Source organism: Cronobacter sp. EKM101R, from assembly GCF_963888145.1.
In the GTDB taxonomy this organism is placed as follows: domain Bacteria; phylum Pseudomonadota; class Gammaproteobacteria; order Enterobacterales; family Enterobacteriaceae; genus Cronobacter; species Cronobacter turicensis.
Window position 1 is genome coordinate 75966 of the sequence record NZ_CAWPHW010000072.1, and the last position, 13522, is coordinate 89487.

Sequence of the window (13522 nt, forward strand, 5' to 3'; positions counted from 1 at the left end):
TGTTGGTTATAAAGCAAGCAATACCAAAAGCGGCAATGGTTTAGCGGCAAAATAGTTTAGCGGTTTATCAGGTTTTGTCAGCGGGTAATCAATAATTTTGACAGTAAGATGCCAGAAAATCGGGCCGGTAAGATAACCCGGCCCGCTGCAATATCATGCAGAAGCGGCAAAGCGCGAGAGCGAGAACGGCGTCAGATCGAACGCATACGGCTTGTCGGCGGCGAACTGCGTGGCGATTTCCCCCAGTACGGAGGCGAACTTAAAGCCGTGGCCGCTCAGCCCCGTGACCAGCAACACGTTTGGCGCATCCGGCAGAGTATCGATAATAAAATCTTCATCCGGCGTGTTGTCATAGGTACATGACGCGCCATACAGACAGCCGCCGATGCCCGGCAGGAAATGGCGCAGGAACGGGAATGCTTCCGAACCGTCGCTCGCCACCGCGCCAAACGGCACGCGCTCTTCCGGGCTCGAAATGAGCTGTCCGCCGTTGTGTTTGCCGATTTTCAGCTCGTTATTTTCCGCCGGGAAACCATAAAACTGGTCGCCGTTCGGCATTTCGCCGGTAAAGGCCGGGAAACGGTTATTGGCACTGTAGCGCCCGTCGGCCTGATACCAGGCAAAGATTTTACGCACCGGCGTCACCGGCAGGCCCGGCACCAGCCGCGAGACCCACGTACCGGCGCTGATAAGCGCCTTGCGGGCGCGATAGACGCCATCGGCGGTCGTCACGCTGACGCCATCTGCGGTAGCGTCAAAAGCGCTGACCGGGCAGTTGAAGAGTTGTGCGCAGCCCGCTTCTTCGGCAAGACGGATATAGGTGGCGATCGCCTTTTCGCTGCGCAGTACGCCGGAATTCGGCTCAAAGAGGCCGAGGTAGTTTTCCGGCAGTCGGATTTCCGGCCAGCGCGCCATGACCTCGTCACCGGTCAGTTTTTCCAGCGGCAGTTGCCAGCGCGCGGCGCTGTCAGCGACATTCGCCAGAAATTCGGAATCCGCGGGGCCGACATTAATTACGCCGGTACGCTCGAAAATACGCTCGCCGCCGAGCTCTGTCAGCTCATCCCACAGCGCCTGCGCGCGCAGGACCAGCGGCACATAACGCTCGCCTTCGCCATAAGCGTGACGGATAAGACGTGTGTCGCCGTGGTGGCTGCCTTCCTGATGGGGCGGATGGGCGCTGTCTATCATTAATACGTTAAGCCCGGCGCGAGTCGCGTAATAACCGGCCGCTGCGCCTGTTGATCCGCTACCGATGATAATCAGATCGTATTCCATGAAATTACTCCGTGAAAACCATTGGTTAGCAGAGTAATTAAGAGCAGGACAATTCTCAAGCAGGAAAAAATAAAGGCACCCCGGAGGATGCCTTTGAGTTTTAAGAAAAGCACGCTATCAGTGCTTGCGATAATCGCTTTCCTGGTACTCACCGGATTCAATTTTTGCAATGCCGGCTTCTAAGATAGAAATAAATTGTCTTGCTACATCGGTCGTTAGCCATAATGTCTGGCCGACTTCGGTCGCTTCGCGATCCACTTGCGGAGAGGATTGATAGTGCAACCGCAGCATCAGTGCGTCATAGCTATCGACGGTGCTGATGTCCCATCCAACAAGGGGATGCGTCTGTATTACTTCATTTTTTTCCATCATAACCCCCTTTATACGTGTTTATAGACAACGACTCATGAGGTTCAATGCGGCTTTTCTTATCTCTGAAGCAAATAAAGTATATCAACCAATAAAGGAAAATGGGGCAGAAATAAATACCCTGACACACATTTTTTTCGAGATTTTGAATTAACTGAACAATAAAACGGCAAATTATTCGCAAATTTTTGTTAAGGGAGTCGATCAATGAGATAAATGCTTAAAAGGGAAAAAACGCGCTATCACAGAAAAAGGCAGGACAAATATAAAAAAAACCGGGCGGCGAAGCCCGGAAAAACTGACACCATAGAGAAGACAGTTATGAGGGTTAATCAGTGGTAAACCAGTCGTCAGCGCTCTCCCAGGTTTCCTGGAGAATTTCGCTGATGCGATCTTTATCTTCTTTCGCGCCACCCAGCACCGACAGTTGATTAGCGGCGGCATAGCGCACGCTGACATGATTCGGCATTTCCGGATAATGGCTTTCAATACGGCGGGATAGCTCGCAGGCCAGCGCGTCGATAGCGCCCGGCGGCAGCGGCGTGGTTTTGGCGATAGTCACTTCAATACGCATAACAACCCCCTGTTAATCATACTGTATATATATACAGGCTTGCCGGGCGACATGCAACAGGGGGCGTGGTTTTTTTAACGTGCGCTTAGCGTTTTACCGTCCAGCGCACCGCTTCACCGGCGAGGAACGGCACCAGCGTATCGTCGGCGACAGTTATCGTTTCCGGCATCACGCCTTCTTCACGCACCAGCGTCACGGTGTCTTCATTCACCGGCAGGCCGTAAAAACGCGGGCCGTTAAGCGAGGTAAACGCTTCAAAGTGCGCCAGCGCGTTCATCTCTTCAAACACGGTGGCGTACGCACCCAGCGCCGAAGGCGCGTTGAAGCAGCCCGCGCAGCCGCAGCTGGCCTCTTTCCGATGGCGCGTGTGGGGGGCGGAGTCGGTGCCGAGAAACACGCGATCGCAGCCGCTCGCGACCAGTTCGCGCAGCGCCTGCTGGTGTACGTTACGCTTGAGGATAGGCAGGCAGTAGAGATGTGGACGAATGCCGCCTGCGAGCATGTGGTTGCGGTTAAACATCAGGTGCTGCGGCGTAATGGTGGCGCCGAGCAGCGTGTTGCCCTCGCGTACGTAGTCGGCCGCGTCCTTGGTGGTGATGTGCTCAAAGACCACTTTCAGCCCCGGCAGACGCTGTCTGAGCGGCTCCATCACCGTCTCGATAAACCGCGCTTCGCGATCGAAAATATCGACATCGCTGTGGGTCACTTCGCCATGCACCAGCAGCGGCATGCCGAGTTTCTCCATACGTTCCAGCACCGTCATGATGTTATCAACGCTGGTCACGCCGTGGCTGGAGTTGGTCGTGGCGTTAGCCGGGTAAAGCTTGGCGGCGGTAAAAACGCCTTGCTGAAAACCGCGCTCCAGCTCGTCCGCATCCAGCGTGTCGGTCAGATAGCAAGTCATCAGAGGTTCAAACGTGTGGTGTTCCGGCACGGCGTCGAGAATACGCTGGCGGTAGGCGATAGCGGCTTCCACGGTCGTGACCGGCGGCGCCAGGTTTGGCATGACGATAGCGCGCCCGTAAGTTTCGCTGGTGTAAGGCACGACGGTTTTCAGCATGTCGCCATCACGCAGATGAACATGCCAGTCGTCAGGGCGGCGGATAGTTAAAACCTGGGGTTGTGCAGTCATGGAAGGCTCCGGCTTGGGGAAACAGTCAGTAATGGCTGGTTTTATGCCGGGCACTAAGGATAAGCGTAAACGTTTTCCTTTGCATCCTTTTCCTGAAAATTCGGGGGCGTCGCGCCCCCGGTATCACATTAATCGGTCAGTGGGATCACGATTTCGCCAGGCTTCACCTCCAGCCCTTTGGCGAATTTCTTCGCCAGCGCTTCGCCCTGGGTGCGGTCTTCGCTCAGCACGTAAGCCGGGCGCTGTTCGAAGTAACTGCGCAGCGATTTGTTCAGATAAGGCATCAGGGTTTCCAGTACCGGCGCCATTTTGTCCGGCGTGATGCTGCTGTCGACGACTTCCATCTCGCGCAGATAAATAGCGCCTTTTTCTTTATCAAACGTCGGCAGGGCTTTCAGTTTCAGCTTCACCAGCGCTTTCTGGTTACCGAAAAGCGATGTCATATCGAGACTCGCATCGCCGTTGAGCGTGATTTTATTCGGCTCTTCACGGCCAATCGCGCTGTTCAGGTTGGTCAGAACGATATGCGCGTCGGCAAGACCGGGCACGCCGATATCTTTGGCGTAGTTATTGCGCTTTTGCAGCGCCTGGTTGATGTCCTGTTCGGTGACGGTGTATTGCGTGAGCTGGTTACATCCCACCAGCAAGCCGCTGACGATAAGTGCCGCGGCGACTAACATTTTTTTCATGAGCTTCCCTCGTTCTGGTGCTGTCGGGCGATCCTGACATAAAGCAGGATGCCCCGCCAGTGGAAGCGGCAAAAGCGGATTCGGCTTAAAACGCCGGTGGAGGCCACCGGCGGGGTCGTCAGATAGCCATTCTGGAGAGCAGATTAATTTGCGTCTGCTTGGCCATGTTGTCGCGATAGTCCGCGACGCGGGTAGGGTAGTTGACGCCAGCGACCAGCGTCAGATTGCGCAGCAGCGGGAAGAGATGAATGTCATCTTCGGAGAGCTCGCCGTTCACGGCGTTCGGCTGGACGATAAGCTTGTCGAGCGCGCGCAGGTCGTCGCTGATGTTTTTAATCAGCCCGGCGGAGTGGGCCATATGGTCGTCAAAGGAGCCAATCGCCGCCTCTTTTTTCTCAGTAAAGTAACGACGCGCTTCCGGCGTGGCGAACTCATCGAACGGGGCTTTGGCAAAGCGCGGCAGCAGCAGACGGTTAATGTAGCCATTAACGCGGCGCAGCCACTCTTCAATCGCCGGGTTGCGCTTGCCGGTGAGCAGCGGTTTGCCATCAAGATTATCGACGTAGTGAACGATATCCATGCTTTCCGGCAGGTAGCGGCTGTCGTCTTTTTGCAGAATAGGGGCCATTTTCTGGCCAATCATGCGGGTGGGAGTGGCTTCGTCATCGTTCGACAACACGATAAGCTCCACCGGAAGGTTTTTGAGCCCGAAAATCATGCGCGCTTTCAGACAGAACGGACAGTGATCGTAAATATATAACTTCACGTTTCTCCTCCTGCTCAGGTGACTGATTTTTCAGTATGGTGGAGAATACGGCGGGGAGCAAATCGCTCCCCGGATCTTAACTTTCCTGTTCCACCAGCCCCGGCGCGAGCCGTTTTTGACTGAACTGCCACCAGAGCATCAGGAATGTCCCGACGCCTATCACGCCAAGCATCGCCCAGGGCAGCTCGGGCGTATTCAGCGTGCGGCCGACGTCAAACAGCCAGCCGCCGCCTGCGTAGCCCAGCGCGCCGCCAAAGGCGAGGCCCAGGCGGCTGAAGCCCATATAGCTGCCGCGCGCACGGGCGTCGGCCAGCGACGCGCTCAGCGTTTCGCGCGCCGGCTCGGCGATAATCGAGCCGATGTAAAAGAGGCAAATTAAGGTAAACAGCTGTTGCAGGTTGCTCGCAAGACCGATCGGCACCAGGCTGAACGTCATCACCAGCAGCCCGGCCATCAGGCGCTGTTCAAGGCGAAAGCGCTTTTCGCTCCAGCGCGCCAGCGGATAGAGCAGCGTCAGCGACAGCACGGCTTCAATGGCATACATCCATTTCACTGCCGCCGGTTCGCCCGCGATATCGTTCACCATCACCGGCAGCATGAGCATCACCTGCACTGCCAGCATGTAATAACCGGTCAGCGTCAGCACATAGGTGACAAAACGCTTATCGCGCAGCACGCGGCCCATGCCTTCACGCAGCGGCGTGCGCACCGTGGAGAGCTTCCAGTCAGGCAACAGCCAGGCGTTAAAGCCCGCGCAGAGCACAAACAGCAGCGCGCCGACGCCGCACACCAGCCGGAAATCATATTGCAGCAGCCAGCTGCCGATAAGCGCGCCCGTCACGGCGCCCGCGCTGTCCTGCATCATCAGCAGGGAGAAAAAGCGACCGCGCTCCTGGGGGCGCACCAGCTTGACGACCAGCGCCGAGCGCGGCGGGTCGAAAAGCGTGCCGCCCAGCCCGGAGAGTATGCAGGAGAGCCACAGCACCCACGGCTCATGGGCGACCGCCATGGTCGCAAAGCCCGCGGCGCGCAGCAGCATGCCGGTGACGATCATCGGCCGCGCGCCGAGACGGTCGGCGATGGCGCCGCCGAAAATCCCCAGCCCTTGCTGAACGAGCTGGCGCAGACCGAGCGCGATACCCACCATCAGCGCGGCCCAGCCGAGGCTGTCGACGAAGCGAATAGAAATAAGTGGAAAGACGACAAAAAAGCCCAGAACCACGAGCATGTTATCAATTAACAGGAAATATTTACCCAGGCTCCTTGCCTGCGACACGCTGGACATTTCCCCTCCAGGGAAAAAAGCGAAGAGACCGTACTATCTTACGGCCTGGCGTACGAGGTGGTGATGTTTTGCGCGACAATATTTTTTTATCGATCGCTATGATTGATTGATGAAATTCATCGTGAAGCCGCGTGGCGCGTCAAAGAATGGCATGTTGCTGTTTTCACTGTTTTGTTCGGCGCGGTTATAGTAAAACGTAATGCCCGCGACGGCGCGCTGTCCGGGGCTGGAGTGAGGAATAATGCCGAGAAAGGAGCAGGGTATCGATGTTTGGCTACCGAAGTAACGTGCCGAAAGTAAGATTAACGACAGACCGCCTGGTGGTGCGTCTGGTGCACGATCGCGACGCATGGCGGCTGGCGGATTACTACGCCGAGAATCGCCAGTTCCTGAAGCCCTGGGAGCCCATTCGCGATGAAAGCCATTGCTACCCGTCGGGCTGGCAGGCGCGGCTTGGCATGATTAACGAACTCCACAAGCAGGGCAACGCCTTCTATTTTGCGCTGCTCGATCCGGACGAGAATGAAATCCGCGGCGTCGCTAATTTTTCCAATGTGGTGCGCGGCTCGTTCCACGCCTGCTATCTCGGCTATTCGCTGGGTGAAAAGTGGCAGGGGCAGGGCCTGATGTTTGAAGCGCTTACCAGCGCCATTCGCTATATGCAGCGCAGCCAGCATATGCACCGGATCATGGCCAACTATATGCCGCATAACCAGCGCAGCGGCGATTTGCTGGCGCGCCTCGGCTTTGAAAAAGAAGGCTATGCCAAAGATTACTTACTGATTGACGGCGTCTGGCGCGATCACGTGCTGACCGCGCTCACCGCGCGCGAATGGACGCCGGGGCGTTGAGGAGAAAACCATGAAACATCAGTTCAGCGCGCTGGAAGCGCGCGTCATCGGCTGCATGCTGGAAAAACAGGTCACTACGCCGGAGCAATACCCGCTCTCGGTCAACGGCGTGGTCACGGCCTGCAACCAGAAGACCAACCGCGAGCCGGTGATGAACCTGAGCGAGGCGCAGGTGCAGGAGACGCTGGATCAGCTGGTCAAACGCCATTATCTGCGCACCGTCAGCGGCTTCGGCAACCGCGTGACCAAGTATGAGCAGCGCTTCTGCAATTCCGAATTTGGCGATTTAAAATTCTCGCCCGCCGAAGTGGCGCTGGTCACGACCCTGCTGCTGCGCGGCGCGCAGACGCCGGGCGAGCTGCGCAGTCGTGCGGCGCGCATGCATGAATTCAGCGATACGGCGGCGCTTGAAAGCGCGCTGGAGACGCTCTCAACCCGCGAAGACGGCCCGTTTGTCACGCGGCTTGCGCGCGAGCCGGGCAAGCGCGAGAGCCGCTACATGCATCTTTTCTGCGGCGAACCGGATGCCGCAGCGCTTGTCGCACACGACGAAAACACCGGCGCGGATACCGACGCCTTAACCGCGCGCGTTGAGGCGCTGGAACGTGAGGTGGCGGAACTGCGCGAGCGCCTCGAATCACTGTTAGGTCATCTGGGAGAGTAATCGTGGCGAAATTACGCGTTGGGGTGGTCGGGCTTGGCGGCATTGCGCAAAAAGCCTGGCTGCCGGTGCTGTCACAGGCGACGGACTGGACGCTCACGGGAGCATTTTCCCCGACGCGCGCCAAAGCGCTGCCGGTCTGCGAGGCGTACCGGATGCCGTATATCGATTCGCTGCAGGCGCTTGCCGCGCAGTGCGACGCGGTTTTCGTGCACAGCGCTACAAGCAGCCACTATCAGGTGGTGAGCGAACTGCTGAACGCGGGCGTGCATGTCTGCGTCGATAAACCGCTGGCGGAGAATCTCGCCGATGCCGAGCGTCTGGTGACGCTCGCGAAGCAGCGCAACCTGACGCTGATGGTTGGCTTCAACCGCCGTTTCGCGCCGCTCTATCGAGATTTGAAAAACGCGCTGGGCGCAGGGGCATCGCTACGTATGGATAAACATCGCGCCGACAGCGTCGGCCCCCACGACCTGCGCTTTACGCTGCTGGATGATTATCTGCATCTGGTGGATACCGCGCTGTGGCTCGGCGGCGGCGAGGCGACGCTTGCAGGCGGCGCGCTGCAGACCACCGCGCAGGGCGAAATGTGGTATGCCGAACACCATTTCCGCCGCGGCGAGCTTTCCATCACCACCAGCATGCACCGGCGCGCGGGTAGCCAGCGCGAGTGGGTGCAGGCGGTGACCGACGGCGCGCTGATTGACGTGACCGATATGCGCGAGTGGCGCGAAGAGCGCGGCGCAGGCGTGGTGCAGCGGCCGGTGCCCGGCTGGCAGAGCACGCTTGAACAGCGCGGCTTTGCAGGCTGCGCGCGCCATTTCATCGACTGCGTTCAGAATCAGACGGTTCCGGAAACCGCGGGCGAGCAGGCGCTCCTTGCCCAGCGCGTGGTGGAGCGGCTGTGGCGCGAGGCCATGCGCGAGTAACCGCGGCGCGCATCTGCCAGTAGTATTTCCCTTTCAGTCGAGTAGACTAAGCGCTTCGCTGAAAAGCCCCTGACGCCTGCCCTGCAGGCGTCGGTGTTTATGGGAAAGAACAACAATGAATTTACTGAAGTCGCTGGCTGCGGTCAGCTCGATGACCATGTTTTCCCGCGTGCTCGGGTTTGCGCGCGACGCCATTGTGGCGCGGGTGTTTGGCGCCGGGATGGCGACCGACGCCTTTTTCGTCGCGTTCAAGCTGCCGAACCTGTTGCGACGCATTTTTGCCGAAGGCGCGTTCTCGCAGGCGTTTGTGCCCATTCTCGCCGAATATAAAAGCAAGCAGGGCGAAGACGCCACGCGGGTGTTTGTGGCCTATGTCTCCGGCCTGCTGACGCTGGCGCTCTTTATCGTCACGGTCATTGGCATGCTGGCGGCGCCCTGGGTTATCCTGGTGACCGCGCCGGGCTTTGCCGATACGGCAGATAAATTCGCGCTCACTTCATCGCTTTTGCGCATTACCTTTCCTTATATTCTGCTGATTTCGCTGGCCTCGCTCGCGGGGGCCATCCTCAACACCTGGAACCGCTTTTCGGTGCCGGCGTTCGCGCCGACGTTCCTGAATGTCAGCATGATAGGTTTTGCGCTTTTCGCCGCGCCCTATTTTAACCCGCCGGTGCTGGCGCTCGCCTGGGCAGTCACGGTAGGCGGCGTGTTGCAGCTCGTTTATCAGCTGCCGCACCTGAAGAAAATCGGCATGCTGGTGCTGCCGCGCATTAACTTTAAAGATGCGGGCGCGATGCGCGTCATGAAACAGATGGGGCCTGCCATCCTCGGCGTCTCGGTCAGCCAGATCTCGCTTATCATTAATACGATTTTCGCCTCGTTTCTGGTTTCCGGATCGGTCTCCTGGATGTATTACGCCGACCGCCTGATGGAGTTTCCGTCGGGCGTACTGGGCGTGGCGCTGGGCACCATTCTGCTGCCGTCGCTGTCGAGAAGCTTCGCAAGCGGCAACCATGACGAGTATTCGCGTCTGATGGACTGGGGGTTGCGCCTGTGCTTTTTGCTGGCGCTGCCAAGCGCGGTGGCGCTCGGTATTCTCGCAAGACCGCTCACCGTCTCGCTGTTCCAGTACGGTAAATTCTCCGGTCACGACGCGCTGATGACCCAGCAGGCGCTGGTGGCGTACTCGGTGGGGCTGATGGGGCTGATTGTCGTGAAGGTGCTGGCGCCAGGGTTTTATTCACGCCAGGACATCAAAACGCCGGTGAAAATCGCCATCGTGACGCTCATCATGACGCAGGTGATGAACCTGATGTTTATCGGGCCGCTGAAACACGCGGGGCTGGCGCTTTCTATTGGTCTTGCGGCCTGCCTTAACGCGAGCCTGCTCTACTGGCAGCTGCGTAAACGCAAGATTTTCCAGCCGCAGCCGGGGTGGGGCGCATTTTTAGCGCGACTGATTATCGCGGTGCTGGTGATGTCCGCGGCGCTGTTTGGCGTCATGCAAATCATGCCTGACTGGGCGCAGGGCACGATGCCGCTACGTCTGTTGCGTCTTGCCGGTGTCGTGGTCGCAGGCGTTATCGCGTATTTCGCGACGCTGACGTTACTAGGGTTTCGCGTGCGGGATTTCGCGCGCCGTACCGCGTAAACCACACTGATCAGTTAAGCCGTACCCGTTAAAAAACGCGCCGGAGACGCATTTCCCCGGCGCGTTTTTTTATGCCCGGTTTTCCCGAATGCGTTTCTTCAGATGCAAAAAACCTTCCAGCAGGTTTACCCTGCCGGAATGGCGTTTTTTTAACCCAGGACCTTGCGGTCAGATGGCGATTTTCTTCCCGCCGCGATGCATACTCGCGGCAGTCTGCCCGTTAGCGCCGTAAAGCGCCGGCTCCTGAAGCGGTTTTAACACCGCCAGCGCCTGGGCGTTACGCGTCATCTGGCCTTCGAGCAACCAGCCGTTATGCTGGTTCAAATCGCGCAAGTGCAGGGTTTTCTGAGTAATCGTCTGCCAGCGCTGCGCCATATCCGGCGGCGCGTCGCGGTGCGTATTCTGTTCGCTGCGGCGCTGCTGTTCCAGATAGTCCAGCGTGGCCAGCAACGAGCTTTTCTCTTCGGTGATGCGCTGAAGCGCACTACTGTTGAGGCTGCCCGCTGATAGCTGTTGCTGCTCCGCATCCATCACCGATTTCAGCGAATTCAGTACAGTTGTCATTTGGTCTAACAGTTCTGACAGACGGCTCATAAATTATTTATCCTGCAAGAAACTCTGAGCTTCCTGGATAAGCGCATCGGCGATTTTGCCGGTATCCATTTTCAGCTCGCCATTACGAATGGCGGCCTTCAGCGCTTCCACACGCTCAACGTTGATGTCATCAGCGCCAGGCTTCATCAGTTTTGCCTGGGCGCCGCTTAAGGTGACGCTGGCGCTACCTGCCGCCGCGGTTTCGGTCGGACGGGCTTTCGGTGCCTGCGGTTCACTGTTTTCGCGCGGTTGCACCGTACTCACTGGTTTCAGGGGTGACGTGCGTTCAATGCTCATTGATTTTTTCCTCATAGAGGGGCTCGCGGCATAGAGCCGATATTCATCGTTAGTTGATTAACTATATCGGCAGCCACGATGAATTCTTTATAAAGATTACAGGTTAATCAGAATAATCCCATCAGAACCCACGATGCCGCTTACCACCTGGCCTGAGGCCATTCTTACCCGGGCGTTTTGCGCCACCGCCGCATTGTTCAGGGCCCGGCCTTCGCCATTGATGCTAAAGCCTTCGCCGTTGGCGATAATCTGTACTTGCTGACCCGCTTTTACACGCCAGGACTGACGTACCATCGACAGCATTACCGGCTGATTTGGCGCGAGGTCACGCAGGGTAACAGCTTCGCGCGCCTGGTCAAGATTGAGCATAGCGTTTGGGAGCAGGAGATCCAGACGACCGCGCTCAAGACGCAGGTTGGACTCATTCAGCGTGCCGCCGCGCGCGACAGGCTGGCTTGCCACCACATAGTTCCCGAAGGCCTGAACGTTGACCTGCATATACCGTTTCTGATCGCCGCACCGTACCTGCACGCTGAGGTTTCCCCACAGACGCGCATTGCCCGGCAGGCTGAAATCAGGATTGTCGCAAGTCAGTCTCTGCGGCTCCGGCGTTTTCACCGTCACCACCACCGCATCGCTAATTCCCGCCAGACGCTGCAAAAAGAAAGGCGTCAGCTGCGCGTTGAGCATATCGGCGAAAATGCCGGGGCTTAACAGCAGCAAACCCGCGGCGAGACAGAATTTCAGGCTCTTCATTGCACTTCTCCACTTTCGGAACAGGGAGGATTCTACTCTGCTCTGTTTTTGTTCAAGGCAACAAATAGCGACGCATTTTGCGTTTATTCCAACGATAACGCACGCGTGAGGAACAGTAAGCTGTGCACACTCACCAGACTAAGTGGAGGAATCATGCTCGATAAACTGGACGCCGCGCTGCGCTTTCAACAGGAAGCAATCAATTTACGCGCTCAGCGTCAGGAGATCCTGGCGGCCAATATCGCCAACGCCGATACCCCCGGTTATCAGGCGCGCGATATTGATTTCGCCAGCCAACTGAAAAAAGTGATGGATCAGGGCCGCGCGTCAGGCAGCACCATGACGCTCGCCATGACCTCATCACGCCATATACCGGCTCAGGCGTCGACCGGCGCTTCTCTTGATTTGCTGTACCGCGTGCCGGATCAGCCGTCGATGGATGGCAACACCGTCGACATGGACCGTGAGCGTACCCAGTTTGCCGACAACAGCCTGAAGTATCAGACCGATCTGCAGGTTCTTGGCGGCCAAATCAAGAGCATGATGTCCGTGCTGCAGCAACAGTAAGGGTTAAGAAGCGATGGCGCTTTTAAATATTTTCGACATTGCCGGTTCCGCGATGACCGCGCAATCCAAACGCATGAACGTGGCGGCAAGTAACCTTGCCAACGCCGACAGTGCGACCGGGCCGGATGGCCAGCCTTATCGCGCAAAGCAAGTGATTTTCCAGGTTGATGCCGCGCCAGGCGCCGCCACCGGCGGCGTGAAGGTAACGGATGTCGTGGAAAGTCAGGCGCCGGACAAACTGGTCTACGAGCCAGGCAACCCGCTGGCGGATGCCAAGGGTTATGTCCGTATGCCGAACGTTGATGTGGTCGGCGAGATGGTGAACTCCATGTCCGCCTCACGCAGCTACCAGGCCAACGTAGAAGTGCTGAACACCGTGAAAAGCATGATGCTGAAAACGCTCACGCTCGGTCAATAAAGGAGAGAGTTATGTCGGTTACGTCCAGCATTAACGAAAGTTACAGTTCCAGCAGTGCCAGCAGCGCGACCTCCAGCACCAGTCTGACCGGGAGCAATGCCTCGGACCTGCAAAGCAGCTTCCTGACGCTTTTGGTGGCGCAGCTGAAAAACCAGGACCCGACCAACCCGATGCAGAACAACGAGCTGACCACGCAGCTTGCGCAGATCAGCACCGTGAGCGGCATCGAGAAACTGAACACCACGCTCGGATCTATCTCCGGCCAGATCGATAACAGCCAGTCGCTTGCGGCGAGCGCGCTTATCGGTCACGGCGTGATGATCCCGGGCAGCACCATTCTGACCGGCAAAGACACCACGACACCGTTTGGCGTCGAGTTGCAACAGGCCGCAGATAAAGTTACCGCCACTGTCACTGATAAGAGCGGGAAAGTCGTTCGTACCATCGAAATCGGCGCGCTGAGCGCTGGCGTCCATACCTTCTCTTGGGATGGCACGATGAGCGACGGCACCAAGGCGCCGGATGGCTCCTACAACGTCTCCATTGCCGCAAGCAACGGAGGCACCCAGTTGGTCGCACAGCCGCTTAACTTCGCGCTGGTAAACGGCATTACGCGAAGCAACGGTTCGAACCTGCTGGATCTGGGCACCTACGGGACCACGACACTCGACCAGGTACGGCAAATTATTTAAGCCTTCAATCTTA

17 protein-coding genes are annotated in these 13522 nt (G+C 57.7%); 7 read left to right on the plus strand and 10 right to left on the minus strand.

Annotated elements, in window-relative coordinates:
- Window positions 1-153: 153 nt before the first annotated feature.
- The 7 genes from solA to mdtH form a co-directional block, all read right to left on the minus strand.
- Window positions 154-1278, minus strand: a complete 1125-nt coding sequence (gene solA / locus AACV31_RS22735) for an N-methyl-L-tryptophan oxidase (RefSeq protein ID WP_165156174.1) — start codon at window positions 1276-1278, stop codon at window positions 154-156.
- Window positions 1279-1395: 117 nt separating this feature from the next.
- Window positions 1396-1650: a biofilm formation regulator BssS gene (gene bssS, locus AACV31_RS22740; RefSeq protein WP_007707814.1), complete on the minus strand. Its 255-nt coding sequence runs from the start codon at window positions 1648-1650 to the stop codon at window positions 1396-1398.
- Window positions 1651-1975: 325 nt separating this feature from the next.
- Complete coding sequence (dinI, locus tag AACV31_RS22745) at window positions 1976-2221, minus strand: DNA damage-inducible protein I (RefSeq protein ID WP_007769370.1); 246 nt, start codon at window positions 2219-2221, stop codon at window positions 1976-1978.
- 85 nt (window positions 2222-2306) lie between these two features.
- A complete protein-coding gene (gene pyrC, locus AACV31_RS22750; protein ID WP_165156172.1) occupies window positions 2307-3353 on the minus strand; it encodes a dihydroorotase in 1047 nt (348 codons plus the stop codon).
- A 128-nt stretch (window positions 3354-3481) separates the two neighbouring features.
- Window positions 3482-4042 carry a lipoprotein gene (locus AACV31_RS22755; RefSeq protein WP_041923426.1) on the minus strand — a complete coding sequence of 187 codons (561 nt, stop codon included), beginning with the start codon at window positions 4040-4042 and terminating at the stop codon, window positions 3482-3484.
- A 118-nt stretch (window positions 4043-4160) separates the two neighbouring features.
- The gene (gene grxB, locus AACV31_RS22760; protein WP_165156170.1) at window positions 4161-4808 is read right to left on the minus strand and encodes a glutaredoxin 2; all 648 of its coding nucleotides are present in this window, start codon (window positions 4806-4808) and stop codon (window positions 4161-4163) included.
- A gap of 76 nt (window positions 4809-4884) precedes the next feature.
- Complete coding sequence (gene mdtH, locus AACV31_RS22765; protein ID WP_105537352.1) at window positions 4885-6093, minus strand: multidrug efflux MFS transporter MdtH; 1209 nt, start codon at window positions 6091-6093, stop codon at window positions 4885-4887.
- A gap of 266 nt (window positions 6094-6359) precedes the next feature.
- Here mdtH and rimJ point away from each other — a divergent pair, with 266 nt between their 5' ends.
- The 4 genes from rimJ (at window position 6360) to murJ (ending at window position 10185) form a co-directional block, all read left to right on the plus strand.
- Window positions 6360-6944, plus strand: a complete 585-nt coding sequence (gene rimJ / locus AACV31_RS22770; RefSeq protein WP_007769379.1) for a ribosomal protein S5-alanine N-acetyltransferase — start codon at window positions 6360-6362, stop codon at window positions 6942-6944.
- A 10-nt stretch (window positions 6945-6954) separates the two neighbouring features.
- On the plus strand, window positions 6955-7608 hold the full coding sequence (locus AACV31_RS22775) for a YceH family protein (RefSeq protein ID WP_165156168.1): 654 nt from the start codon (window positions 6955-6957) through the stop codon (window positions 7606-7608).
- 2 nt (window positions 7609-7610) lie between these two features.
- Entirely contained in the window at window positions 7611-8534 is a 924-nt protein-coding gene (locus AACV31_RS22780) for a Gfo/Idh/MocA family protein (protein ID WP_105537354.1), read from the plus strand.
- Between the two features lie 115 nt (window positions 8535-8649).
- Window positions 8650-10185 carry a murein biosynthesis integral membrane protein MurJ gene (gene murJ, locus AACV31_RS22785; protein WP_007769395.1) on the plus strand — a complete coding sequence of 512 codons (1536 nt, stop codon included), beginning with the start codon at window positions 8650-8652 and terminating at the stop codon, window positions 10183-10185.
- Between the two features lie 168 nt (window positions 10186-10353).
- On the opposite strand, the gene flgN is transcribed toward murJ, so the two are convergent.
- From flgN to flgA, 3 genes are all read right to left on the minus strand, one after another.
- A complete protein-coding gene (flgN, locus tag AACV31_RS22790) occupies window positions 10354-10779 on the minus strand; it encodes a flagella biosynthesis chaperone FlgN (RefSeq protein ID WP_007769397.1) in 426 nt (141 codons plus the stop codon).
- A gap of 3 nt (window positions 10780-10782) precedes the next feature.
- A complete protein-coding gene (flgM, locus tag AACV31_RS22795) occupies window positions 10783-11076 on the minus strand; it encodes a flagellar biosynthesis anti-sigma factor FlgM (protein ID WP_004385218.1) in 294 nt (97 codons plus the stop codon).
- A gap of 96 nt (window positions 11077-11172) precedes the next feature.
- Window positions 11173-11832: a flagellar basal body P-ring formation chaperone FlgA gene (flgA, locus tag AACV31_RS22800; RefSeq protein WP_165156166.1), complete on the minus strand. Its 660-nt coding sequence runs from the start codon at window positions 11830-11832 to the stop codon at window positions 11173-11175.
- A 153-nt stretch (window positions 11833-11985) separates the two neighbouring features.
- On the opposite strand from flgA, the gene flgB reads away from it, so the two are divergent.
- The 3 genes from flgB to flgD are packed head-to-tail and all read left to right on the plus strand — an operon-like array spanning window position 11986 to window position 13509.
- Window positions 11986-12399: a flagellar basal body rod protein FlgB gene (flgB, locus tag AACV31_RS22805; RefSeq protein WP_004385215.1), complete on the plus strand. Its 414-nt coding sequence runs from the start codon at window positions 11986-11988 to the stop codon at window positions 12397-12399.
- Between the two features lie 13 nt (window positions 12400-12412).
- A complete protein-coding gene (flgC, locus tag AACV31_RS22810; RefSeq protein ID WP_015740833.1) occupies window positions 12413-12817 on the plus strand; it encodes a flagellar basal body rod protein FlgC in 405 nt (134 codons plus the stop codon).
- An 11-nt stretch (window positions 12818-12828) separates the two neighbouring features.
- Window positions 12829-13509, plus strand: coding sequence for a flagellar hook assembly protein FlgD (gene flgD, locus AACV31_RS22815; RefSeq protein WP_007769405.1), 681 nt, complete (start codon window positions 12829-12831; stop codon window positions 13507-13509).
- The last annotated feature ends 13 nt before the right edge of the window (window positions 13510-13522 follow it).

Excerpts from the sequence above, each read along its gene's own strand:
- bssS (WP_007707814.1), bottom strand. The coding sequence starts at position 1,650 with ATGATGGAAAAAAATGAAGTAATACAGACGCATCCCCTTGTTGGATGG.
- AACV31_RS22755 (WP_041923426.1), bottom strand. The coding sequence starts at position 4,042 with ATGAAAAAAATGTTAGTCGCCGCGGCACTTATCGTCAGCGGCTTGCTG.
- solA (WP_165156174.1), bottom strand. The coding sequence starts at position 1,278 with ATGGAATACGATCTGATTATCATCGGTAGCGGATCAACAGGCGCAGCG.
- mdtH (WP_105537352.1), bottom strand. The coding sequence starts at position 6,093 with ATGTCCAGCGTGTCGCAGGCAAGGAGCCTGGGTAAATATTTCCTGTTA.
- flgD (WP_007769405.1), top strand. The coding sequence starts at position 12,829 with ATGTCGGTTACGTCCAGCATTAACGAAAGTTACAGTTCCAGCAGTGCC.
- flgC (WP_015740833.1), top strand. The coding sequence starts at position 12,413 with ATGGCGCTTTTAAATATTTTCGACATTGCCGGTTCCGCGATGACCGCG.
- AACV31_RS22775 (WP_165156168.1), top strand. The coding sequence starts at position 6,955 with ATGAAACATCAGTTCAGCGCGCTGGAAGCGCGCGTCATCGGCTGCATG.
- murJ (WP_007769395.1), top strand. The coding sequence starts at position 8,650 with ATGAATTTACTGAAGTCGCTGGCTGCGGTCAGCTCGATGACCATGTTT.
- flgB (WP_004385215.1), top strand. The coding sequence starts at position 11,986 with ATGCTCGATAAACTGGACGCCGCGCTGCGCTTTCAACAGGAAGCAATC.
- rimJ (WP_007769379.1), top strand. The coding sequence starts at position 6,360 with ATGTTTGGCTACCGAAGTAACGTGCCGAAAGTAAGATTAACGACAGAC.
- flgN (WP_007769397.1), bottom strand. The coding sequence starts at position 10,779 with ATGAGCCGTCTGTCAGAACTGTTAGACCAAATGACAACTGTACTGAAT.
- flgA (WP_165156166.1), bottom strand. The coding sequence starts at position 11,832 with ATGAAGAGCCTGAAATTCTGTCTCGCCGCGGGTTTGCTGCTGTTAAGC.
- dinI (WP_007769370.1), bottom strand. The coding sequence starts at position 2,221 with ATGCGTATTGAAGTGACTATCGCCAAAACCACGCCGCTGCCGCCGGGC.
- pyrC (WP_165156172.1), bottom strand. The coding sequence starts at position 3,353 with ATGACTGCACAACCCCAGGTTTTAACTATCCGCCGCCCTGACGACTGG.
- flgM (WP_004385218.1), bottom strand. The coding sequence starts at position 11,076 with ATGAGCATTGAACGCACGTCACCCCTGAAACCAGTGAGTACGGTGCAA.